Consider the following 22,741-nt stretch of genomic DNA (forward strand, 5'->3'; position numbering starts at 1 on the left):
CCACATTAGTGTGAATCAAACTCGAATTATTAGTAATAGAAATAATTATTTTGTAGTGTGAATTTATCATAAGAAACTGTAGTCTGTCAACAAATTATTTGGTATGATAAATAATAAATTAGTATACATTATATTCCCTTAAAGGAGGAACGCTCTATGGGTATAGGATGCAACATACGCGCCGCTCGTAAACGTAAAAATTTATCCATCCAGCAAATATGTGAACGAACCGGACTATCGCAAGGGTTTATGAGTCAAGTAGAAAATAATAAAACCTCCCCTTCCATCGCAACATTGGACAGCATCGCTAATGCGCTTAAGGTTCCCCTTGCTTTTCTGCTTCTTAAAGAAGAGGAACGGATGCAAGTGATTCGCAAGGACGAGCGTCGTAAAACGTTATATGGTAAAAACAACCTCCAGGTTGATCATTTGGGGGGGCAAGGAAACGTTAAAATGATGCTGGTGGACATGCCGCCAGGCTCATCTACAGAAGAGGAGCATGCTCATGCGGGGGATGAGATTCATTTTATCTTGGAGGGCACGGTATACGTGGAGCAAGGCGAGGATTCAGCTACTCTGGAAGCAGGAGATTCCTTTAGCTGGAGAGCAGCCATCCCCCACTTTGTCAAAAATGTGGGAGAAAACAACGCCCGAATTCTGATCTCCGTGTTTCTCGAAGCAGATAATGACGCTTAATAGATATTTACGCAAGCACGAAGCAACAAAAGTACAAATCCCATCAAAAAAAGCGCGTACCGGGAAGTCAACTTTACTTCAACGATACGCGCTTCTTATATTTTCATTTGCTATTGCTGCTCTTAACTTATTTCATCGCCTGCTGGGCATCGGTACGCGATTCCCACGGCAACTTGAAGGTTTTCATAATTTGTTTGGTATTAGCCGGGAGTCCAGTTATCGGATCACCCGTAGTACCCAGCAGTTCTTCTTTTTTATCCGTAGTAATACGCCCATAGAAAGTGGTACTGCTGTCTCCCCATCCTGTAGTGAACTCGTAGATCAGCAACTTATTTATTTTCGGATAAGTACCCCACTGATTTTTGGCTTTATTCTCCAAAAAACGCCCCAGCGGGTCGTATTCCATTGTAAATTCTTTATCAAAGGGAGCTCCCACATACCCTTGATAGGTGACAATCGGAAAACCGTCCTTCACTTCAACCAGACTCAGCACATCCCCGTTCACTGTAAAATACCGTAATGCTTCGCCTTGAGGGAACATATAGACACTGGATAGAAGCTCAGTGTTAGGATTATGTGCTTCTATATAAGGATGGACAGTGCTGCTGTCTAAACGGATTAGCGCTTCGCGTGCTGTCGCCAGATCTCCCTCGTATATTTCTTCTTTTAATTTACCATGAATCTCTGGCTGGTCATCAGTCTCCGTTCACTTAATGAACTTATTCATTCCTAATCTATCTCTTTTTGGCTGCGTCAATGTCTCCAGGATTCAGACCTTCCCATATGTTCGGGATACTAACAGTCTCTGGATGCTCAAATACGAGAAACGCAGTCGGCAAATACCGCTCTCCGTATTCAGAAGAAGGCTTGTTCACAATGGTATTATCCTTGACGAGCACCGTTGAAGAACCTCCATCCAGATTAGCACCGATAACTGCTCCATGTTTAAGCAAAATATTTTGCATATCATACAAGTTGGCACCAATACTGTACCCAGGCTGACGACCGTCGATGGTCACGAATATAATGGCCCCGTCTGCTCTTTGTCCCATTGCGGTACGGGGAGCAATTCCCCACCCCTCGCTTGCATTGCGAATCAGACCTTTCCCATTCACGATTAGGCGTGGTTGAAAAGTAACCGCTTCTTGCACATTCATTTTGGACAACTCAGACAACGAATAGTGACCGGCTATCATTTTTCCCTGTTTATCAATACCTACGATTTGAACAGAGGCATTTTTGCCCATATCATTGTAGTATATCTCGCCCTGGGAAATGACAACGCCAATCGGTTTAAAACCATTCCCATTCCAGTTGGGATCGGCAAAGCCACCGCCATTTACGCCAGCAACAGCCCCTAAACGCTCGACCATACTAGATACCCTTTCTCCCCGGCCGACCTTGGAAGGAACCCCGAGCCGAATTTTAGTGGGATCATGAACCGTCATAACATAGCCATGATAGTTACGGCCCGATACCTCTTCCACCTCAACCAGCGGCGTTTGTTGTACTTTGGTCGGTATCAGATCAGGCAGATTGATTGTATGTCTGTCCTTCTCCTCACCCATCGCTTCAAAACGGGCCGAATATTCAGCCACACGTTTTTTTGCCTCTGCTTCACCGATAAAGTACTTCGCCCAGTGACGATGTTGGGTCGTGATCAGCGTATCCGCAGCCAAATAGCGCATGTCCTTGCCAGATGACGTTAGGAACAACCACGCACCACCCCCTATTCCTGCTAACAGGAATACAATAAAAAGTCGCAGTATAAAGCGACCGAATTTTCCTTTTCGTTTCTTTTTTCTATTTTTCTGCCTGCGAGCTGCTGCACGCTGTGGCAAGACTTCCGGTTTCATTCATCATCTCTCCTGTTATTGGTGACTTCTATTTTATTCATCACTATTGCCCATCAAATGATCCGTAACGATAGGCAGCGACATCTAACGACAATATCATAAACTAATTTTGTAGAATGATAGTGTCAATTTTTTAACAGATTCATCCACTCTGAAAAAAATACAGGAAAAAGTCCTCCACATGAATGTGAAGGACTGTAATTAAGAGTACCCTACGCTTTTTACGGAGCAGCCTCTGGTTCGAGTAGCATGAACAGTTCTTTCATCTGCTGACGCTTGAGTTTGGGACTAAGCACATACAATGTATCGCCAGGTTCAATCACCGTCGTGCCTCTCGGGGCAATAATTTGCTCGTTCCGAATTATGGCTGTGAATAAAATATCTTCAGGTAGCTGTATATCCTGAATCGCTTTGCCCGCTATCGACATCCCTTTTTGTACCTGAATGTGGTTGATTTCCGAAGTGGTTTTTCCCAGAGAAACTAATTCCAGCAGTGAAGGAGATGACGTCTCGTTAGGGTCCATCAAGCCAAGCTTCACCGCTAGCCACGAAATAGTGGTACCTTGAATAATCGCAGAGGTGAGCACGACGAAAAATACAACATTAAAAAACAAGGGTCCTACATCCATCTCATCCAGTAAAGGATAGGTTGCTAGTACAATAGGTACCGCCCCCCGCAGTCCTGCCCAGGATAACAGTGTCTTCTCGCGCACAGAGTACCTGGAAAAAAGCAAGCTTAGGAACACGCCTATTGGACGAGCCACGAGCATGAGGATGAAGGAGAGCGCCAAGCTTTGCCACGCAATGCCCAGCAATTGATCAGGAAAGACCAATAGGCCGAGCAGGACAAACATCATAATCTGCACCATCCAGGCGAAACCATTGTTAAAATGAATAATGGATCGCTTGTAGGTCAAGTCGGAATTTCCCAAGACAATGGCCATGACATAAACCGCCAGCAATCCGCTTGCCTCCAGTAACGATGCCGCCGCATACGTCAAGACTGCAAATGCCAGCGCCATTACAGGATACAAACCGGATGAATCAAAATTCATTTTATTAATCGCATATACACCTATACGTCCAAGTACAAAACCAACGACTAAACCAAAACCCATTTCCCATAAAAACAACAAGATATGTATCCAAATGGATTGCTCAGGGTGATGTATCAGCTCAATCAATGTTACCGTGAGAAATACAGCCATCGGGTCATTACTGCCGGATTCCGCTTCGAGCGTCGAGGTAATTCGTTTTTTGATGTTTTTACCTCCTAGAACGGAAAACACGGCTGCCGCATCCGTCGATCCGACAATAGCGCCAAACAGCATGGATTCCATCCAGCTTACGCCTAAAATAAACTTGGCGCATACGCCAATGACTACGGTCGTAATGATGACCCCTAACGTTGATAATGATAACGCAGGTCGAATAACTGGCTTAACGTCTGCAAACTTTGTCTGCATCCCGCCTTCAAACAAGATTACAATGAGCGCGAGAATGCCCACCAGCTGTGTGATAAAGGCATTATCAAAATAAATAAACTGACTAAGCACCATACCTACGGCAATAAACAAAACAAGCGCAGGCATACCGAAACGGCTGGAAAATTTGGTAGTCAGCACACCGACCAGCAGCAAGCTGGAAAGCAAAAGCACAATCAAATTTATAAGGGTTGTCTGTTCCATACGCTTCTCCTATCTTGAAAATGGATGTTCAATTTTTCGCCTTCTATCTATATACCCTCAAATCACACAGAATACTAATCTTAAGTAAAAAAATATATAAGAAAACCAAAAAATCCAGCTCATGGTCTGTGCTAAATCGCACTCGATGAGCTGGTTTGTATATTTTTTATAAGGCTTAAGCAGAGAGAATCGTCGTGCTTTAGGCTTTAGGATGAATCATATGCGCAGGTACAACATATTGATCGAACTGTTCTTCAGTCAACAGTCCGCTGCGGAGTGCCGCTTCTTTTAAAGACAGTCCTTCTGCATGTGCAAGTTTGGCGATTTTAGCGGCATTTTCATATCCGATATGTGGATTCAATGCCGTCACCAGCATCAGCGAATTATTCAAATTGTGCTCAATTTTAACGAGATCAGGCTCAATGCCGATCGCACAGTTGTCATTAAAAGCAATCATGGAATCGGCCAGCAGATGAACAGACTGCAAAAAATTGTAGATGATTACTGGCTTAAACACGTTCAGTTCAAAATTACCCTGACTCGCAGCAAAGCCGATAGCTGCATCATTACCCATTACTTGAGTAACGACCATCGTCAGTGCTTCGCTCTGGGTCGGATTCACCTTACCGGGCATGATAGAGCTACCTGGCTCGTTAGCAGGGATCGTAATTTCCCCCAAACCGCTACGCGGACCACTTGCCAGCCAGCGAACATCATTGGCGATTTTCATCAAATCGGCAGCGAGCGCTTTGACTGCTCCATGTACGGCCACCACTTCATCGTGGCTGGTCAATGCATGAAATTTATTGGGTGCGGAAGTGAACGTTTTGCCAGTGATACTGGAAATTTCCGCAGAGGTTCGGGAGCCAAACTCTGGATGAGCATTAATTCCTGTCCCCACCGCTGTACCGCCAATCGCCAGCTCCTTCATGTATTGAACCGTGTCGATGATAATTCGCTTGCTCTTGTCCAGCATGGCATACCAGCCGCTTATTTCCTGGCCCAGCGTAAGCGGTGTCGCATCTTGTAAATGGGTTCGTCCAATTTTTATAATATCCTTGAATTGCTCTGACTTCTGTTGAAAAGTCTCTTTCAGCTTATCGATGGCAGGCAACAAACGATCCTCCACTGCAATGACACCCGCTACATGAAGCGCTGTAGGAAACGTATCGTTTGAGCTTTGCGACATGTTCACATCGTCATTGGGATGCAGCTTCGTATCTTTTCCCTGCTCTTGTAACCATTGGCTTCCCAGATGAGCAATCACTTCATTCACATTCATATTGGACTGCGTACCGCTCCCTGTCTGCCATACAACCAATGGGAAATGGTCATCAACTCGCCCTGCGAGAATTTCGTCTGCTGCATAAATAATGGCATCCTGCTTCTCCTGTGATAGCTTACCCAGCTTATAGTTACTGATCGCCGCGCTCTTTTTAAGCACCGCGAACGCCTGTATGACCTCTAATGGCATTTTCTCCGAACCAATCGGGAAATTTTCCTTACTGCGCTGTGTTTGCGCTCCCCACAGACGGTCTGCCGGTACTTTGATTTCGCCCAACGTATCCTTTTCGATGCGGTAGTTCAACTCATTTCCTCCTCTTGGCCTATGTAATTCAGACAAAATATGGTGATCTCTCTTGCCTATTATACATTAAATTTCAAATGTTATCATTTATTTTGCAAGCGCTTTTTTACGATGAGGCCAGAGGAGGCAAAAGGAGATTTCGGCTACTATCCTGGGTCACTAAGTTCAGCTAATGGTGATATTTCTTTTGCCATGGACTTCTTTTCTGCTCAGTAGCTTGTTCAGCGCATCGATGTAAGCTTTGGCGCTAGCTTCCAAAATATCAGTACTTGTGCCTCTTCCCAGTGCTGTGTACTCACCTTGCCTCAAAATGGCGTGTACTTCCCCCAACGCATCTTTGCCATATGTTACAGATTGGATCGAATAATCCTCCAACTCCACCTCTTCACCACTGGCCTTGTCTATAGCATGGAAAATCGCATCTACAGAACCGTTACCCATTGCTACTTCATCAATTGCTGTCCCATCTTGTTTACTCAACCGAATGGATGCGACTGGAACCGACTGATTGCCATAGGACACCTGAATGGAATCCAGTGTGTACATTTGAGGCGAGGCATTGCGGCTTTCATCCATCAGGACGAGCAAATCTTCATCCAACACCTGTTTTTTCTTATCCGTCAAGGCCTTGAATTTGCGGAACGCCTCTTGCAGCTGTTCCTCCGTCAAAGCTTCAAACCCCATGTCCGCCAGTTTTTCTTTAAATGCATGTCTACCCGAGTGCTTGCCCAATACAAGTTTACTTGTCTTCAGACCAATACGCTCAGGGGACACGATCTCATACGTTGTACGCTCTTTAAGCATTCCGTCCTGATGTATACCAGACTCGTGCGCAAACGCATTGGCTCCAACAATGGCCTTGTTTCCCGGTACCGACATCCCCGTACGTTTGCTCACCAGGCGACTGGTGGCATACAGCTCCTCCAAAACCAGACTCGTTTGTGCACCATAGAGCTCGGTTCTAGTGTCAAGGGCCAGTGCAACTTCCTCGATAGGTGTATTTCCGGCTCGCTCACCGATGCCATTGATGGTACCTTCAAATTGGTCTACACCATTACGGATAGCCGCCAGCGTGTTAGCTGTTGCCATACCAAGATCATCATGACAATGTGTGCTAAGTTGTATTTTTTCGATACCGGGCACTTGTTGTTTTACAATTCTAAACATTTCACCGAACTGATCCGGCGAGGCATATCCCACCGTATCCGGTAAATTGACGACTGTCGCACCAGCACGAATCGCCATATCCACGACCTCACAAATAAAGTCCAGCTCGGTACGACTGGCGTCCTCTGCTGAAAATTCTACCTTGCTGAAATACTTGCGTCCATAACGAATGGCAGCAGCAGCGGTCTCTAATACTTTCGCTTTATCCATTCGCAGCTTATGTTGGCGGTGAATGGGTGAGGTAGCCAGGAACAAATGAAGACAGGCATCCTCAGCTCCTTGTAGCGCCTCTCTGACTGCATCAATATCCTGTTCCTTCGAGCGTGCAAAACCAACCAGTGTTGCTTGGGTAACCTGTTTGGCAATCTCCTGCATGCTGATAATCTCACCAGGCGAGGTTGCTGGAAAGCCAGTCTCAATCCGATCTACGCCTAACTTTTGCAGCTGAAGAGCAATTTCCACCTTTTCTGTGCTGGTTAAGCTAACTCCTGGTGATTGCTCTCCATCTCTTAACGTTGTATCCAACACCCATATTTTACGCATACAGATACCACCTTTTGATTGATTTTAGGAGATGTTCGAGTAGAAGGCTGAAAATTCGTTTTATCATTCATCTGATCATCTGATGTTTAAGAGTAAAAAAATTTATGAACTTCCCATATGCTTTTGCAGCTCCAGCTTGGTGCCGTCCAAATGTTGAATGCTATACAGCTCGGCAGCCTTGCCATCCTGATCCCGGATTGCTTCATATATTTTTTCATGCTGCAAAGTAAAATGATTTTGCATCGCTGGATCGGTAATGAGATTGTTCAATGCCTTGCGAATGGCCTCTACAAAGCTGCCATATACGTCTGTAAGCACCTTGTTGCGTGTAGCTCCGGCAACAGCCAAGTGAAAAGTGATATCCGCATCTAAGTACCCAGACAAATCTCCAGCGGCCAAAGTTGCAGCACGACGGTCCAGCGCCGCACGCATTAAGTGTAAATCCTCGTCATTACGACGTAATGCAGCCAATCTGGCAATCTCTAGTTCCAATACACTCCGTACTTCATAAACTTCAATAATTTCAGCACGGCTTAGACGGTAATCCAATGGCTCTTGAGAAGTCGTCGGTTGGCAGACAAAAGTTCCGTGTCCTTGCTTTTTCTCTAATAGACCGGCATGTACCAGAACGCTAACCGCTTCACGCACTGTAGACCGCCCGACTCCGAATAGCTTCATGAGCTCAGGCTCGGTTGGAATCTTTGTGCCCACATTCCATTCACCAGCAGCAATTTTTCGTTGCAGCTGTTCAGCTACTTCATCGGCGATTTGCTTGCGTTTGACGGCTTGAAAAGGAAAATTCATCTGATCATCTCCTGTTTCGTATCATACTATGACTGCTTGGCATTCTGCAACCTTTTTCGTCCTCCTTCCCCATTGTCCCTTACCTGTGCTTTACATACCCAAATAAAGCCTGCACCGTTGGACACGATACAGGCTTATAAGGATAAATTAAATGCTAGGATTTCGATTTATTAGGTGTTATACAATACAAACGGCTGGTTGCCTCAAAAATATGGCCTGGAGCCAGTGCAATCAATCCGATCTCCTCAGCTGGTAGGTCCGGACGATTTGGTGCATTGATCATGTTCATTTGCGGTTCAGGACAGATGAATTCCTTGTTCGCTTTGTTATTCCAGATCATCCAATGCTTATAAGCTGTACCTACATCGTATACGAGGGTAGCCCCTGTCTTACTGTGTGTCAGTTCCATGTAGTTGCGTCCATTTTGCGGAGCTGCCGTGTAATGATTATCCATAGAAGCAAAATAAGGACTAACTCCCGTCGTCTTCAGCAGTTCCTCTTCCGGAGATAAAGGCTGGAACTGACCTGTGGCCAACAACCGTTCCGTCAGCTCACGACGCTCACCGATTGTGACCTTAATCTTGTAATCCTCAGGCGAGCTATCGGGTACGAACGGAACGCGAATCGCTGTGTGAAAGGCAAATAAGTTGGGGATCGGTTGATCGCCCTCGTTATGGATCACATAACGCTGATGCAGGCCAAATTCGTCCAGGCTGTACGTTAACTTCATGGTAAAGGTGAAGGGTAAATAACGGAACATGGGATGTCCTTCCCTTACATGCTGATTCATTACCACATAGCTACCTTGCTCCCCGGAACCGTAGTCCTCAACCTCCCACCGAACAGTGTGTAAAAAGCCGTGCAGATGGTTGTGGGTCGCCTCTTCATTTATCGGCAGCTCATATGTAACACCATTCCACAGGAATTTTCCATCCTCATACCGATTCGGAGGGAACAGGAAAGGAATTCCGTAAACGGACGGGCTTTGCTTAAAAGCCTCTATGCTCTCAGCATCTGGCTCACGCAGAAAAGAATATCCCGTTTCATTGTCACGAAAAGAAATCAGATTTGCGCCGTTTCCCGGCAGGGCAACCGCTTCATATCGTCCAAATTTAAGACGAATCGCCGGTATTCCATAATAAAGATCACCAATTGCAGCATGTTGTTGTGTCATCAAAAAATCCTCCTTGATGAAATGACGATGTTTAATGAAAGCGTTTAGCTTTTGGCTTGACTATACCATGCTGAGCAAAAAAATTCCACGTCCACACAAAAAACGATGCCCCGCAAGGCATCGTCCTTCACACATCACTACACATAACGTCCCTGTTTGGGTACAGCCATGTGCTCAAAATCTCCCGCCAGTCGCTCCAGCTGATCTGTCAGCTCAGCACCACGCATGTAATGACCATGTCCTGTGACTGCAATCTCAGGCTTTAACTTGGCCAGCATTTCCACCGAACGCTGCGCAGCTTGCCAATCTGTTGTAAAATACGCAGGAGGTCCATGTATTTCTTTTTCCTGTAAAATAACGGCCAGTGCCGATTCCTGTTTCACCGTAATAAAAGCGTCACCGGCCACCATTAACCTTCTTCGCTCATGAAAAAGCGATACATGACCAGGTGTATGTCCTGGCGTATGCAGCCACTTCCAACCAGGGGCACCGGGGACACTGCCATCTTGGGGCAGGGATGTGATGCGATCATCGAGATCTATAGCATCATTGGGGTATAAGAAGGAAATGCCCGACATTAAACCTCCCCCTACACTAGGGTCAGGTTTTTGATAATCCTTCATTCCCGTCAAATAAGGTAATTCCAAAGGATGTGCATAAACAGGTGTACCCCAATGCTGTACCAACTCAATAACCGAACCTACATGATCAAAATGACCATGTGTAAGCACAATAGCGATCGGAGGGCCAGCGAACCGTTCCTCTGCCAGGCGTATAATCGAGTCTGTAAATCCTGTCATCCCCGTATCCACCAGCACCCAGGAGCGGCTTCCCGGCTCTCCAATAAAACACATATTTACAAACAGCGTCCGTAAGCTCAGGAGATCGGGAGCAGCCTCTTCATTTGCCGTCATTCCTTCGGTGAACAGATGATTTGCCAAAGCTTCACCCTCCTATTCACATGGAATTTCCTGTTAATATCGACCTTTAGGCTTCCCCCATGTCAGCAGATTATGCGGACACTGCTAAATATAATCCGCTTGTCACGAAAATAGACCATGTTTACATTACTCGGGTAATTTGCTCCATGCCGTATCTAGTAAATAATCGAACAAATCATCGTTCTCTTCAATCCAGCTATCCATTTGCAGCATCTCTTCCTCCACCCGTGGCTCTCCTGCAAAATGGAGACTGTAATCCCATTCCTTTCCCCTTTTACTGTGGAATGTGATTTCATATACAGAACTCTGTCCGTCTACTCCAAATACCACTTGGCCCAGATAAGCACCATTCTCATCTTTTGTCATTTGTGCCTGTTGAATATGTACTTCTTTCACTTCCTGAGGTGAATTTTGCTCTGTCATTCATCTATCCGCCCTTTCATTTTCACTAAATAGTACCAAAACTGATTTGTGAACCTTTTCGTTACATTGTACAATATATAAGCTATGTGTGGAATTTGCAAAAAAACTGTGCAAGTTACCCAAGCCTTGTTTAAGGCTTTTCGTGAAATGGAGGAAAGTTACATGTCAGATTTTCAACAAAAATTGCAAAAATATGCCGAGTTAGCCGTTCGGGTCGGCGCCAATGTACATCCTGGGCAGACACTCATCGTTCATGCGCCAATCTTGTCCGCCGAACTCGTGAGACTTATCGTCAAATCAGCGTATACTGCCGGAGCCAAGCTGGTTACAGTAAAATGGAGTGATGAGACCATTACTCGATTACAGTATGAACTAGCTCCTGATGAAACTTTTAATATTGCTCCCAAATGGTACGCAGCCGAAATGACTGAAGAGGTCGAAAATGGCGCAGCTGTACTGCATGTCATTGCAGAAAATCCGGATTTGCTTAAAGGGATTCCGTCCAGCCGAATTACTGCTGCCCAGCGCGTGCGGTCACATGAATTACGTCAATACCGCGAATATCAAATGGCCGACAAATTCAGTTGGTCTCTGATTGCTTATCCTTCAGCAGAGTGGGCTGCCAAAGTATTCCCTGATCTGCCAGCTTCAGAGCAAATGGATAAACTGTGGGATGCCATTTTCAGCACCGTGCGTGTGGATCTGGATAACCCCGTGGAGGCGTGGAAAGAGCATTTGAAAACCCTTTCCAGCAAATCTGATATTTTAAATGCCAAACGCTATAAAAAGCTGCATTATCTGGCTCCAGGCACAGACCTCACCATCGAATTGGCAAAAGATCATCTGTGGGTAGCAGCCGAAAGCGTCAACCAACAGGGACATACTTTTGTAGCCAATATGCCTACTGAGGAAGTGTTTACAGCTCCGCTCAAAACGGGAGTGAACGGTAAGGTCAGCAGCACCAAGCCACTTAGCTACAGCGGAAATATCATCGACAACTTTTCACTGACTTTTGAAAATGGACGTATTGTCGATGTACAGGCAGAGACCGGTTTGGAAACTCTTCAGCATCTCGTAGAAATGGATGAAGGTTCACACTATCTGGGCGAGGTTGCTCTCGTACCTCATAAGTCACCTATCTCTGATAAAAATATTTTATTTTATAATACGTTGTTTGACGAAAATGCCTCTAACCATTTGGCCATCGGTAATGCCTATGCATTTAACCTTAAAGGCGGCAAGGATATGACTCAAGAGCAGTTGGCTGCCAACGGCCTGAATTCCAGCCTGACACACGTCGACTTTATGATCGGTTCAGGTGAAATGGACATCAACGGCGTTACCGAGGACGGTACTGAGGAACCTATCTTCCGTAAAGGAAATTGGGCGATCTAACACGGCAAAAAGGCTCTCACCGCTTCATGCGTGAGAGCCTTCTTGCTTCATCCTATAGGCTATGTTAGATCTATTTTACAACGTGTTAATCCAAGAATTCGCTGCAATTCCAAAAACAATTTGTACCACGCTGATGATAAAAAAGACAATAAGACAATTTACAACTCTTCGATTGGTGGTTTGATGCATGGATAAAGATGATTTCACATAAAACATACTGCCTAATATCCCCAAACACAGACCAAAGATGCCAGCAAATAGCCATCCTATAACCAAACTGACCACGACAAAAGCCCAACTCCAGCCGGGAACTTTACTCACAGGAACATAAGGTTGATTGGACCCAAGATACACACCGTCCACGGCTAAATCTGCTTTGTTGCCAATGACAACAACATTTACAGCTTTTTCTTTCAATCTAATTGGAAAATCAATCAAGTTCAAAAATGCGTTCTGGCTTTTAACCTTCTGCTCGCTTCCATTTACAATAATTTTTCCGCCAGTTAAGCTACGCTTGTATTCAATACTATATTGAGTACCTTGATCTTCTACATTCCATTTTGCCATCGCTAAACTCCTCTCAAATTTTAGGGGAGCCATAAATATACTCCCGGCATTTCCTGATTATGTACCATAAAAATCATAACATAAGCTGCAAGTTAAATAATGGGAAAAAGGCCGCTGATCAGCGACCTTTGATTCTACTTTATTTCGTATGGGGTTAGTTTCTATGTCCAATCTTAGCCTTGTAGGCAAGTGAATACTGGTCAGCCGCTAAAATCGCATCAAGCACATCATCCGCTGTGACAGCAAATGGTAGATTGTGAGCAGTTTCGCCTTCTTTGGTAGCAGCCTGAGCTACCCGGTACAAATCCTCTCGGGAAGCTTCCTGGAGCTTAATGTCTTCCAGCGTGACAGGCAGATCGAGTTTTAGATAAAAGTCAATATACCGCTCCACCTCGGACAAAGGTCTTTTTTCCAAGGCAAGCTGGACTAAGGTGCCAAAAGCTACCTTCTGACCATGTGTCAGGTGATGAATGTCTCCTTCCAGAACGGTAAAACCATTGTGAATCGCATGTGCGCCTGCCAAACCGCCGCTTTCAAAGCCCAAACCGCTTAGCAACGTATTGGCTTCCACTACCGCTTCAAGCGCAGGTGTGACGACTTTGCGTTTTACGGATTCGTAAGCCTGCAGTCCGTAATCGAAAAGAACTTCCTCACACTTGGACGCAATGGCTTCTGCCGCCAAGGTTGGCAAACCACCAGCCATTGTCGTTGCGCGAGCTTCAATGACCGCACGGGCTTCAATCCACGTCGCCATAGCATCCGCAATGCCTGAGGAGAGGAACAAAGGCGGTGCTTGAGAAATGACTTTCGTGTCCACCAGAATCAAGCTCGGATTTTTACTGAAAAAGGAATACGTATCAAATGCACCCTCATCGGTGTACAAAACGGATAGTGCACTGGTGGGTGCATCTGTAGAAGCGGTTGTTGGAATAATCACAACCGAGGAACCGAGTAGTTCATTAACGGCTTTGGCAGTATCCAGCGTTTTACCACCACCTACACCAATGACAATGTCGACCTGGGCGCTTCGTCCCTGATCCGCAATACGGTTGACTTCATTTTTGGATGCTTCCCCTTGAAACTCAATTTTAACCGCCGTAATATCAGTCTGTTCCAGACTTTTTACCACGCGGTCGGCTGCAATCTCCCAAACCAGCTTGTCCGCAATAACCAAGGCAGTATGACCAAATGGCTTAACATACTCACCAGCTTTATCAATCACATTTTTCCCTTGCACATATTTACCTGGACTAATAAATACTTTTTCGCTCATCGTTTAACTCTCCCTTCCAAGTTTGTACAATTTCTATTATACGGCTGAAAGAGCACACATCTCAATTTCGAAACCAAGATCTTCAATCATTTGATGATCAAATGTGACCTCTTGGCCTTCTGTCGTTAAATAATCTCCTACAAAAATTGAATTCGCTGCATACAGGCATAGCGGTTGTAACGAGCGTAAATTCAACTCTCGTCCACCTGCAACGCGTATTTCTTTGGATGGACAGATGAAGCGGAACAGTGCCAGCACCTTCAAAGCTTGGATAGGTGATATTCGCTTTGCTCCCTCCAACGGGGTTCCAGGGACTGGATTCAAGAAGTTAACCGGAATAGAGTCAGCATCTAACTCCCGTAAGGCATAAGCCATTTGAACGATTTCCTCATTCGTTTCCCCCATCCCGATAATAACGCCAGAGCATGGAGACATTCCGTGAGATTGAGCCATTTTCACAGTTTCGACGCGTTGATCGTATGTATGTGTGGTTGTAATCGAGGGATAGTTGGCCTTACTTGTATTTAAATTATGATTGTATCGATGTACCCCAGCCTCTGCCAACCGCCGTGCCTGATCTCCCTTGAGAATCCCTAAGCAGGCGCAAATTTTGAGCGGCATCGTGCGATTAATTTCTTGTACTGCCTCAATCACCTGATCCAGTTCTCGATCTGTTGGACCTTTGCCGGAAGCTACGATGCAATAGGTCCCTGCTCTCCGCGCTACTGCTTCCCTAGCTCCAGCCAACAGTGATTCCTTGTCCAACATACTGTACTTGCTCACAGGCGCCGTGGATACGATAGATTGTGAGCAATAACCGCAATCCTCCGGGCATAGGCCACTTTTGGCATTAATGATCATGTTGAGCTTTACTTTTTTTTCATAAAAATGATGCCGCACCCGAAATGAAGCTTGCATAATCGGTAATAATTCTTCATCGTCGGCTTCCAGTACCGCTATGCCTTCTTCCAGCGATACACAACTGCCGTGTATTGCTTTTTCAGCCAACGAGTCCCATTCTATAACCTTGTTTAGTAAATTCATACTTCTTGCCTCCCAAAATTTAATGATCATGTAAATGGATAAGATTTTCAGCGTAGAGAAGTTCTTTTTTTATTGTCAACCTAAATAATTATAATTAGGTTGACAATCACACGAACATCATATCAATTCATGTCCATTCTGTAAAGAAGACAAAATAAAAAGCGACCCCACATCGTTCAAGGTCGCTCTCTAGATTTATTCCGTTATGAGACTCCTGCTTCTTCCACGATGATAGGCTGTTTTATCAGCCGAATACGTGAAATCCGCTTGTTTTCAACTTCTTCTACCGTGAACATACATCCCTCAAACACTACAGACTGGCCAGGCAGTGGGGGAATAACCTCGACATGTGAGTATAGCCAGCCCCCTACCGTATCATAATCCTCATGATCAAGATCCAGTCCAAAGCGATCGTTCACTTCATCAATTAATAACATGCCGTCAATGGAAAATTCCTCGTCATTAATCTGCTCACAACTCGGACGTTCCTGATCGAACTCATCCTGAATTTCACCAACGATTTCTTCCATAATATCTTCCAGTGTTACCATACCCGATGTACCGCCATATTCATCAATCAAAATTGCGATTTGCGTCTTGCTACGCTGCATACGTTTGAGCAGATCACTAATTTGCGTAGATTCAGGGACAGCAAGAATCGGTCGAATCATCGTACGGGTATCCAGTGTGTTCGCCCGTAGAAGGTCCTTAATATGGATAAAGCCGATAATATGGTCCTTATCTTCGGCGCAGATTGGATAACGGGTTCTCATGCTTTCCGTCGCAATCGCGAGATTTTCTTCTGTGGACTCATTACTGTATAAGCAGATCATCTCAGTTCGCGGAATCATGATTTCCCTGGCGGTCGTGTCGGTAAAATCAAATATATTATCAACAAGCGCCAATTCCGTATTATCAATTAGTCCGCTCTTATTGCTTTCTTTCATCAGAATGCGTATTTCATCTCCGGTATGCGCGGAATCGTCATTCTCGGATACCGGCTCCAGACGGAATAAACGCAGCAGGCTGTTCGCCATTCCATTCAACGCCCATATGAATGGATACATCAACTTGTAAAACCAAGTCATCAGCATGGCTGAATACAGCGTAATGGTCTCAGATTTACGAATAGCTATCGTTTTGGGCGCCAATTCACCCAAGACAATATGCAGAATCGTAATGACAATAAATGCAATAACCACGGCAGTACCGTGCACATATACCGCTCCTAATCCGGCGGCTGTAAATACAGGTTCGATCAAATGTGCGATGGCCGGCTCTCCGATCCATCCTAGTCCCAACGATGCTAGTGTAATACCCAACTGGCAGGCAGACAAATAAGCGTCCAAGTTGTGTAACATATTGGCGGCGTACACGGCCTTTTTATTGCCCGCTTCCACCAATGTTTCAATACGGCTGCCTCTGACCTTCACCATGGCAAATTCCGCAGATACAAAAAAACCATTCAATAGTACTAATGCAAAAACAATAAATAAGTTAAACATACTCGGTAAAGGGTCACTCAATATGCTCCCCATCAGCCGTCATTACGGCAGACAGGCGCACCTCCTTCGGATAGTTTCATCATAGACAGAACGATAACACATCATAAGCAGCGTCAACTTCCCAACACATTCACTCCTTCCGGCTTCCAAAGCCATATTCCGCATAAATGATTAGATCATTCATCAGCTTATATTTAATTATATAACTATACTCTATACAGTCAAACCACAAGCAATGTCAGAAAAAACAGCTCCTCTATCATTTAGGTTGTAAAGCTCTCGTTTTCGCCGCTTACCATCAAGAAAGCTACTATATTTGAGAAAGATTATAAACAAAATACATCCCCTGCCGTCTGGCAGAGGATGTAGACTCATATATATGAAGGCATCAGCGAACCGGGGATGCACCCGGGTTCCCGATGACGCCGGGATATTGATACAACAACGGCTCATCAAATGTTGCATAGTCCAGGTTTAGCATTAGTAGAATGGTCCGTTTGCCCGTCGCCGGATCACTAATAATAATGTGGTCCCGACCTGCTGCTTCCAGAATGCCTTTGAATATTTTCGCATTCCATTCCCGGTTATTTTCATAGGTCATATAAAAAGTTCCCGTTTTTCCTAAGTTCAAGCGTAAAATATTTTCGATGTATGATTGCTCGTATTGCGGAGTCTGAACCTGCACTACGGTACCCGTTGGTGTCATAGGGCTGCCACTACTTACTTGAGGTGGAAAGCCAGTCATAGGCTGCATGGTTCCGATTGGAGTCATCCCTCTTGGCCATTCGGGATACCCATTGCCGGAAGCATAAGATACGGGACGGTAAGCTTGCTGTGAAATCATGTGAATTCCTCCTAAAATGGTTTAAATTTAATTCTTCAAGCCATTCTGTAAATTGTCTAATATACATTAGGACAATCCTGTACAGTCGGGCTAAAAAAGCAGTGGGCTTTAAAACGTCCGGTATTGACCTGGCTATACCAGGTATCTGGGCAGTCTCCGGCAGGTCTGAAAAACCATAATGAATTGGATGCCGGACGTATTTTCTCTCCATTGATTACACGCTGGGCAAGTCGAATGTCCCGATCACGGGCTTTCTGATAAAAATACCCCTTCTGAGTAGCCTCAAACCCGCCGGGGCTTTGAAACACCATGTCATTCATCATACGTATGCCCTGGAAATCCAGGCAATTGGATAAAATCCGGTTCACCCCAACATTACCGACCATGAGCATTCCCTGCTCTCCTTCGCCTTCGGCCTCAGCCCGCATCAGTCGGGCGAGGGTCCTTACATCCTCTGAGTTGGTCTTGATTACAGCCACCGCGTCCCCTCCTCGCTTCTCCATCACATACCCTATCGTATGGTACAAATGCCCAATGGGTGACAGTCCAGAAAAACAAAAAAATAGCCCCAAGACTGGGACTACTCATTTAGGCTTTTATTATGGCTCATAAATCATTTTGCGCGTCATGCCACCATCTACTACCAGATTCGTGCCTGTTACAAAATCATTGCCAGGTTGTGTCAAATACAGACAGGCCCGTGCGATGTCTTTAGGGGTTCCTACTCGCCCAGACGGATGCTGTTGATGGTCTTCTGCACGCAGTTGCTCATAATCCCCGGTTTCAATCCACCCTGGACTGATGCAATTGACCTGAATCCCGTCCTTTCCTAGCGACATAGCCATCGCGTGTGTAAGGGCCGCAATGGCTCCTTTGGATGCCGCGTAGGCTTCTGTATCCGGCTCTGACATGAAAGCTCGTGTAGAGGTCATATTGACCACAGAGCCACCTTCTACGTTTCGTTTCATTACCTTAGCCGCTTCCCTAGTGGCAATAAAACAGCTGCGTACGTTTGTATTCAAAATGTCATCCCATTCTGCTATCGTTAACTCATATGGAGATTTCCATTTGGACACGCCAGCGTTGTTAATTAGCGTATGAATCGTACCGTATTCTTCTTCCGTGGCACGGATTAGCGCTACAATATCCTCTTCCTTCCGCACATCACAAGGAATAAAAATGGCCTGATAGCCTTCGTTCCGGGCTGCTGCAGCGGCTGCGGCACCCTCTTCCTCATTGTGGTCCGCAAATACAACATGGGCACCCTGAGCAGCGTAGGCAAAAGCAACCTCTTTCCCGATGCCATGCGCCGCTCCTGTTACAATGACAACTTGTCCCTCAAATGACACAAATCATTCCTCCTCTGAACTACTCTGTTCTAGTATATATGTACCAAAATGTGCTGTACAAGAAACATCTACAGCCCCCTATCCTGATTTCTCGCAGAAGGCTGTAAATGAGTCCAAGAACATTAGACTGAATTCTACATTTTAACCTGTTCCAAGCTATAGCGATTAAGACGCTGAAACCCGATATACCTTGTACCCTGAAAAGTAAGCCGTCCCTCATCACCTTCAGCGCATTGACCATATTCTTCCCCAGATACCTTGAACTCCATCCGGTCGCCACTCTCCACCTCGAAGGTTACGTAATAGAAAGTATAGGTACGAGTCCCTTGTTCCTCCTGCCGCCTCTGTTGGAGATGTGTCCTTCTGGCTGTAATTCGGGAACCGACCGTCAATACAGGCTGTCTTTTATTCCGACTCCATTCCATGACTTCCCTGCCTGCAGACAACACGACAATTCCCAACACGACAACGAAAAATACGGGCAGTACCGTGCCCAGCCAATCGAACATCCATAATGACTCAAATCCCATGCACCGCACTCCTCTCCGCCAGGCATTCCACAGGGAAACTACCGGGCATCCTGACCTGACCTAAGCTTTCTATAACAGTATATGTATGTTCCTGCCCAAATTTGATAGCAACTCTCAAGAACGCCAAGAGCCCCCACGGAATAATCCGGGAGGCTCAAGATATGGCGATATCAGAATGATGCATCGATTTACACATGTACAAGCTGGAGATAACGTTGTGTTTCATTCAGAACTTCATGATCTTCGTCTTCAGCGTAACGCTCTGCACACTGCTTGCAGTCCTCTTCAGTCGTGCAACCATAGGCATCCTGGCAAGTATAACAAAATTGAAGGTAGTATTGGGTTAACATATGATCCTGATTCGCTGTCATGATTATCACTCCTATCGTTGTTTACAGGTTTAGTATAACAGCGGCTTATTCGTTGGTTTGTGATTTTTTTCACATATAGTCGTATAAAATTTAAATTTTTTAAAAATAAAACGCCCTGGGAAAAACACCCCAGGGCAATCAGCTTTATAGCGATTATAAAATTCTCCAGTTCGCACCGCCGTCCGTCGTCTTCAGCAGCAGTGACTTCTTATCATCAAGGCGTTCCAAAAGGAGCCAACCCACCGAAGAAGAAGCGAAACGGAGCTTGACCGATCGTGGGTAGTCTTTTAGCTTCAAAGGTAGCACTTTGTTGCCTGTGAGACTTGTCCACGTCTTCCCCCCATCCAATGTACGGCTCATTCCGGTTTCAGTTATGATCCACCCTTCCTTTTCGTTTAGAAACGTACGTCCAGGGATAATAGAATTAATGTTGCTACTCAGACCCAAAGGCACACCGCTCCATTGGGCCCCTGTATCATTTGTAAACAGTCCATTATATTTTGTGCCGTTAGCCCCATAGCAAAGAACCGGAATCCAATACGAGGAACTGCTCCCTTTCAGAGACTGCTGAGCTTCTGCTTTGGCCTGAGGGCAGCCTTGTATTCTGTTAGCTACCGGAGTCCAGGTTTTCCCTTGATTCGAAGTCTTGTATATCTTAACACTGCTATCCAGATTGATCGCTACAAATCCCTGATTGTTGGAAGAAAAGCTCATTCCTGCCAGACTGCCCCGATCGGGTAAACCTGAGCCTGTTTTGTTGGATGTCGTACCAGAACTTTGCGCAACTTTATTCCACGTGGCTCCCCCGTCAGTGGTGTGATACAACAGTTTTTGTTGATCCTGCTCATTCAGTTTTACATATGCCATGATCCAGCCAGTAGTTGGATTTACATATTGAATCGAGCTCACATGATCCCCGCTTGGAAGCGCTGAAACATCCCAGCTCTGTCCTCCATCTGCTGTTCTCAGAATGACGGTTGCTGTTTTGTCCAAATTTTGACGGACAACCCAACCGTGACGAGAATCAGTGAAACTGATGTCCTTTCCATATTCAAGTTTGTCTTGAAATTGGACATTTTCGGAGGGGGAAATATTATTCCATGTCTTTCCGCCATCATGAGTATCATAAAGCCGGAGCTCATTATGGGTAACTCCCCAAACTAACCCTTTATTGTTATCAATTAAATGAAAATCCGCTATTCGCGTCTGAACTACATATTTGGCGTTGGGATCGCCCACCTTTGGAGTCACTGGTGGATTAATAGTAATCGTCTGACCCTGGTCATCAGGTTCCTCAATCGGAGGTTTAGTTAACGTTTCTGGGGCTTCAGCAGAACAGGCAGTCAGTAGAATGCCCGTCAGTAGCAGTACTCCCCCTAAGAGCGCACGCCAGCGCAGTTTCATATAAAAATCCTCCCTCGATGGCATGCTGTAATCACGTGCCAAAAGCTTATCTGAAACAGAATTATACCATAAACGCCTCTATGTGACACTTTTCGCGTAATGTCAAAAAAAACCGGACCCTTCACAAAAGTGCAGGATGCCGGCTTTTTTTATACTAGAATTTATTAAGATTTACGGTTCAACAAACTTTTGTGGTATCCATAGAAGAAATAGATCAGCAATCCAAGCAGGAGCCACACAATAAATCCAATCCAGGTGCTAATATGAAGCTGAAGCATCAGACCGATGCAAACCAAAGCACTTAAAAGCGGGAGCAACGGCACCCACGGCACGGTAAAGCCTCTTTTCAAATCAGGGCGTTTCTTGCGCAGCACGATAACCCCTACCGATACCACAGCAAAAGCGAACAGGGTTCCAATACTCGTCAAATTGGTCAGTGCATGTAATGGAAACAATCCACTAGCCAATGCGATAATGCTGCCCACCAGCCAAGTGCTTCGTATCGGTGTTTGAGTTTTGGCATTTATTTTGGATAAAAAAACGGGTAAAAGGCCATCACGTGACATAGAGAAAATTAACCGCGTTTGACCAAACAACAGCACCAGTAAAACGGTGGTCATCCCCGCAATCGCACCGACTGAAATCAATCCGGCAACAAAATCCTGATGAATAAAGCGGAGAGCAAACGCAACAGGATCACTTACCCCCAACTGCGTATAAGGTACCATTCCAGTTAGTACAACTGAAACCGCAATATACAGTACCGTGCAGATCGCTAGAGAAGAAATAATGCCGATGGGCATATTCCGCTGCGGATTGCGAACCTCTTCGGCTGCAGTTGAGATGGCATCAAAACCCAGATAAGCAAAAAATACGATTGCCGCAGCACTCAAAACACCAGAAAAACCATAAGGCAAAAATGGTGTCCAGTTGTCAGGCTTAACATAAAAGATACCGATCCCAATAAATAGCAATACAACTCCGACTTTAACACAAACCATTATTAAATTGAATCGGACCGTCTCCTTGGCTCCGAGACTCAGTAACAGTGTAATGAGCATAATGATGCACACGGCTGGTAGATCAATAATGGTTCCCTTAGTTGAATCGAAGGCTGCGGTTAAAGCCAGCGGTAAATGTACATCAAATCCAGCCAGCAAGCCTTGAAAGTAAGCAGACCATCCACTACTCACAGAGGCGGCCGCCACTCCGTATTCCAGAATCAGGTCCCACCCCAGTACCCAGGCCAAAATTTCTCCAAATACAATATAACTATACGCATAAGCGCTCCCAGCTGCGGGAACTGTAGATGAAAGCTCCGCATAACACAAGGCTGCTAGTACGCAGGCAATACCTGCAATAACAAAGGAGAGCATCAATCCAGGACCTGCATTTTCTGCTGCTGCCTTGCCAGTAATAACAAAAATCCCAGTACCGATAATACATCCTACACCTAGCATGGTGAGATCAAAGGCACCCATTGTTCTCTTTAAGTGACCTGTAGATCCGCTTTCCTCATGCGGGAGCAGTCCTGTTTTTTTTCGAAATAAGTCCATATGCCGAATCCTCTTTCCATAAT

The 22,741-nt window shown here is 45.4% G+C and carries 22 protein-coding genes; 2 read left to right on the forward strand and 20 right to left on the reverse strand.

Annotated elements, in window-relative coordinates; genetic code table 11:
* Window positions 1-156: 156 nt before the first annotated feature.
* A complete protein-coding gene (locus ACM1ND_RS13900; RefSeq protein WP_053325544.1) occupies window positions 157-696 on the forward strand; it encodes a helix-turn-helix domain-containing protein in 540 nt (179 codons plus the stop codon).
* 127 nt (window positions 697-823) lie between these two features.
* On the opposite strand, the gene ACM1ND_RS13905 is transcribed toward ACM1ND_RS13900, so the two are convergent.
* From ACM1ND_RS13905 to ACM1ND_RS13945, 9 genes are all read right to left on the reverse strand, one after another.
* Complete coding sequence (locus ACM1ND_RS13905) at window positions 824-1,237, reverse strand: hypothetical protein (protein ID WP_418026168.1); 414 nt, start codon at window positions 1,235-1,237, stop codon at window positions 824-826.
* 193 nt (window positions 1,238-1,430) lie between these two features.
* Window positions 1,431-2,552 (reverse strand): phosphodiester glycosidase family protein, encoded by a 1,122-nt coding sequence (locus ACM1ND_RS13910; protein ID WP_076295096.1) that lies wholly within the window; start codon window positions 2,550-2,552, stop codon window positions 1,431-1,433.
* A 221-nt stretch (window positions 2,553-2,773) separates the two neighbouring features.
* Window positions 2,774-4,240, reverse strand: a complete 1,467-nt coding sequence (locus ACM1ND_RS13915; protein WP_023988873.1) for a potassium/proton antiporter — start codon at window positions 4,238-4,240, stop codon at window positions 2,774-2,776.
* Window positions 4,241-4,439: 199 nt separating this feature from the next.
* Window positions 4,440-5,828, reverse strand: coding sequence for a class II fumarate hydratase (gene fumC / locus ACM1ND_RS13920; RefSeq protein WP_418026169.1), 1,389 nt, complete (start codon window positions 5,826-5,828; stop codon window positions 4,440-4,442).
* Window positions 5,829-5,993: 165 nt separating this feature from the next.
* A complete protein-coding gene (locus ACM1ND_RS13925) occupies window positions 5,994-7,538 on the reverse strand; it encodes a 2-isopropylmalate synthase (RefSeq protein ID WP_339200202.1) in 1,545 nt (514 codons plus the stop codon).
* A gap of 102 nt (window positions 7,539-7,640) precedes the next feature.
* Window positions 7,641-8,342, reverse strand: coding sequence for a FadR/GntR family transcriptional regulator (locus ACM1ND_RS13930; protein WP_023988876.1), 702 nt, complete (start codon window positions 8,340-8,342; stop codon window positions 7,641-7,643).
* Window positions 8,343-8,496: 154 nt separating this feature from the next.
* Complete coding sequence (locus ACM1ND_RS13935) at window positions 8,497-9,516, reverse strand: aldose 1-epimerase (RefSeq protein ID WP_013310435.1); 1,020 nt, start codon at window positions 9,514-9,516, stop codon at window positions 8,497-8,499.
* Window positions 9,517-9,653: 137 nt separating this feature from the next.
* Complete coding sequence (locus tag ACM1ND_RS13940) at window positions 9,654-10,457, reverse strand: MBL fold metallo-hydrolase (RefSeq protein WP_053325550.1); 804 nt, start codon at window positions 10,455-10,457, stop codon at window positions 9,654-9,656.
* 126 nt (window positions 10,458-10,583) lie between these two features.
* Window positions 10,584-10,880: a hypothetical protein gene (locus ACM1ND_RS13945; protein WP_028541647.1), complete on the reverse strand. Its 297-nt coding sequence runs from the start codon at window positions 10,878-10,880 to the stop codon at window positions 10,584-10,586.
* A gap of 162 nt (window positions 10,881-11,042) precedes the next feature.
* Between ACM1ND_RS13945 and ACM1ND_RS13950 the strand changes: the two genes are divergently transcribed.
* Window positions 11,043-12,275 carry an aminopeptidase gene (locus ACM1ND_RS13950; RefSeq protein ID WP_025722749.1) on the forward strand — a complete coding sequence of 411 codons (1,233 nt, stop codon included), beginning with the start codon at window positions 11,043-11,045 and terminating at the stop codon, window positions 12,273-12,275.
* Window positions 12,276-12,350: 75 nt separating this feature from the next.
* On the opposite strand, the gene ACM1ND_RS13955 is transcribed toward ACM1ND_RS13950, so the two are convergent.
* From ACM1ND_RS13955 to ACM1ND_RS14005, 11 genes are all read right to left on the reverse strand, one after another.
* Window positions 12,351-12,842, reverse strand: a complete 492-nt coding sequence (locus ACM1ND_RS13955; protein WP_028541648.1) for a hypothetical protein — start codon at window positions 12,840-12,842, stop codon at window positions 12,351-12,353.
* Window positions 12,843-12,996: 154 nt separating this feature from the next.
* Entirely contained in the window at window positions 12,997-14,115 is a 1,119-nt protein-coding gene (locus ACM1ND_RS13960; RefSeq protein WP_418026170.1) for a glycerol dehydrogenase, read from the reverse strand.
* A gap of 36 nt (window positions 14,116-14,151) precedes the next feature.
* Entirely contained in the window at window positions 14,152-15,159 is a 1,008-nt protein-coding gene (bioB, locus tag ACM1ND_RS13965; RefSeq protein ID WP_028541650.1) for a biotin synthase BioB, read from the reverse strand.
* A 203-nt stretch (window positions 15,160-15,362) separates the two neighbouring features.
* A complete protein-coding gene (locus ACM1ND_RS13970; protein ID WP_175405309.1) occupies window positions 15,363-16,664 on the reverse strand; it encodes a hemolysin family protein in 1,302 nt (433 codons plus the stop codon).
* A 388-nt stretch (window positions 16,665-17,052) separates the two neighbouring features.
* On the reverse strand, window positions 17,053-17,508 hold the full coding sequence (gene gerQ, locus ACM1ND_RS13975; protein ID WP_023988884.1) for a spore coat protein GerQ: 456 nt from the start codon (window positions 17,506-17,508) through the stop codon (window positions 17,053-17,055).
* A 56-nt stretch (window positions 17,509-17,564) separates the two neighbouring features.
* Complete coding sequence (locus tag ACM1ND_RS13980; protein WP_023988885.1) at window positions 17,565-17,987, reverse strand: cell wall hydrolase; 423 nt, start codon at window positions 17,985-17,987, stop codon at window positions 17,565-17,567.
* Window positions 17,988-18,107: 120 nt separating this feature from the next.
* Window positions 18,108-18,857 (reverse strand): SDR family NAD(P)-dependent oxidoreductase, encoded by a 750-nt coding sequence (locus tag ACM1ND_RS13985; RefSeq protein ID WP_023988886.1) that lies wholly within the window; start codon window positions 18,855-18,857, stop codon window positions 18,108-18,110.
* Window positions 18,858-18,991: 134 nt separating this feature from the next.
* Window positions 18,992-19,387, reverse strand: coding sequence for a DUF2500 domain-containing protein (locus tag ACM1ND_RS13990; RefSeq protein ID WP_013371386.1), 396 nt, complete (start codon window positions 19,385-19,387; stop codon window positions 18,992-18,994).
* Between the two features lie 188 nt (window positions 19,388-19,575).
* Complete coding sequence (locus ACM1ND_RS13995; protein WP_264453717.1) at window positions 19,576-19,758, reverse strand: hypothetical protein; 183 nt, start codon at window positions 19,756-19,758, stop codon at window positions 19,576-19,578.
* A gap of 153 nt (window positions 19,759-19,911) precedes the next feature.
* Window positions 19,912-21,162: a WD40/YVTN/BNR-like repeat-containing protein gene (locus ACM1ND_RS14000; protein ID WP_418026172.1), complete on the reverse strand. Its 1,251-nt coding sequence runs from the start codon at window positions 21,160-21,162 to the stop codon at window positions 19,912-19,914.
* Window positions 21,163-21,326: 164 nt separating this feature from the next.
* Complete coding sequence (locus tag ACM1ND_RS14005; protein WP_023988889.1) at window positions 21,327-22,718, reverse strand: amino acid permease; 1,392 nt, start codon at window positions 22,716-22,718, stop codon at window positions 21,327-21,329.
* Window positions 22,719-22,741: the final 23 nt, after the last annotated feature.

This window comes from Paenibacillus sp. JJ1722, assembly GCF_048282685.1.
GTDB classification, from domain to species: Bacteria; Bacillota; Bacilli; order Paenibacillales; family Paenibacillaceae; genus Paenibacillus; species Paenibacillus polymyxa_B.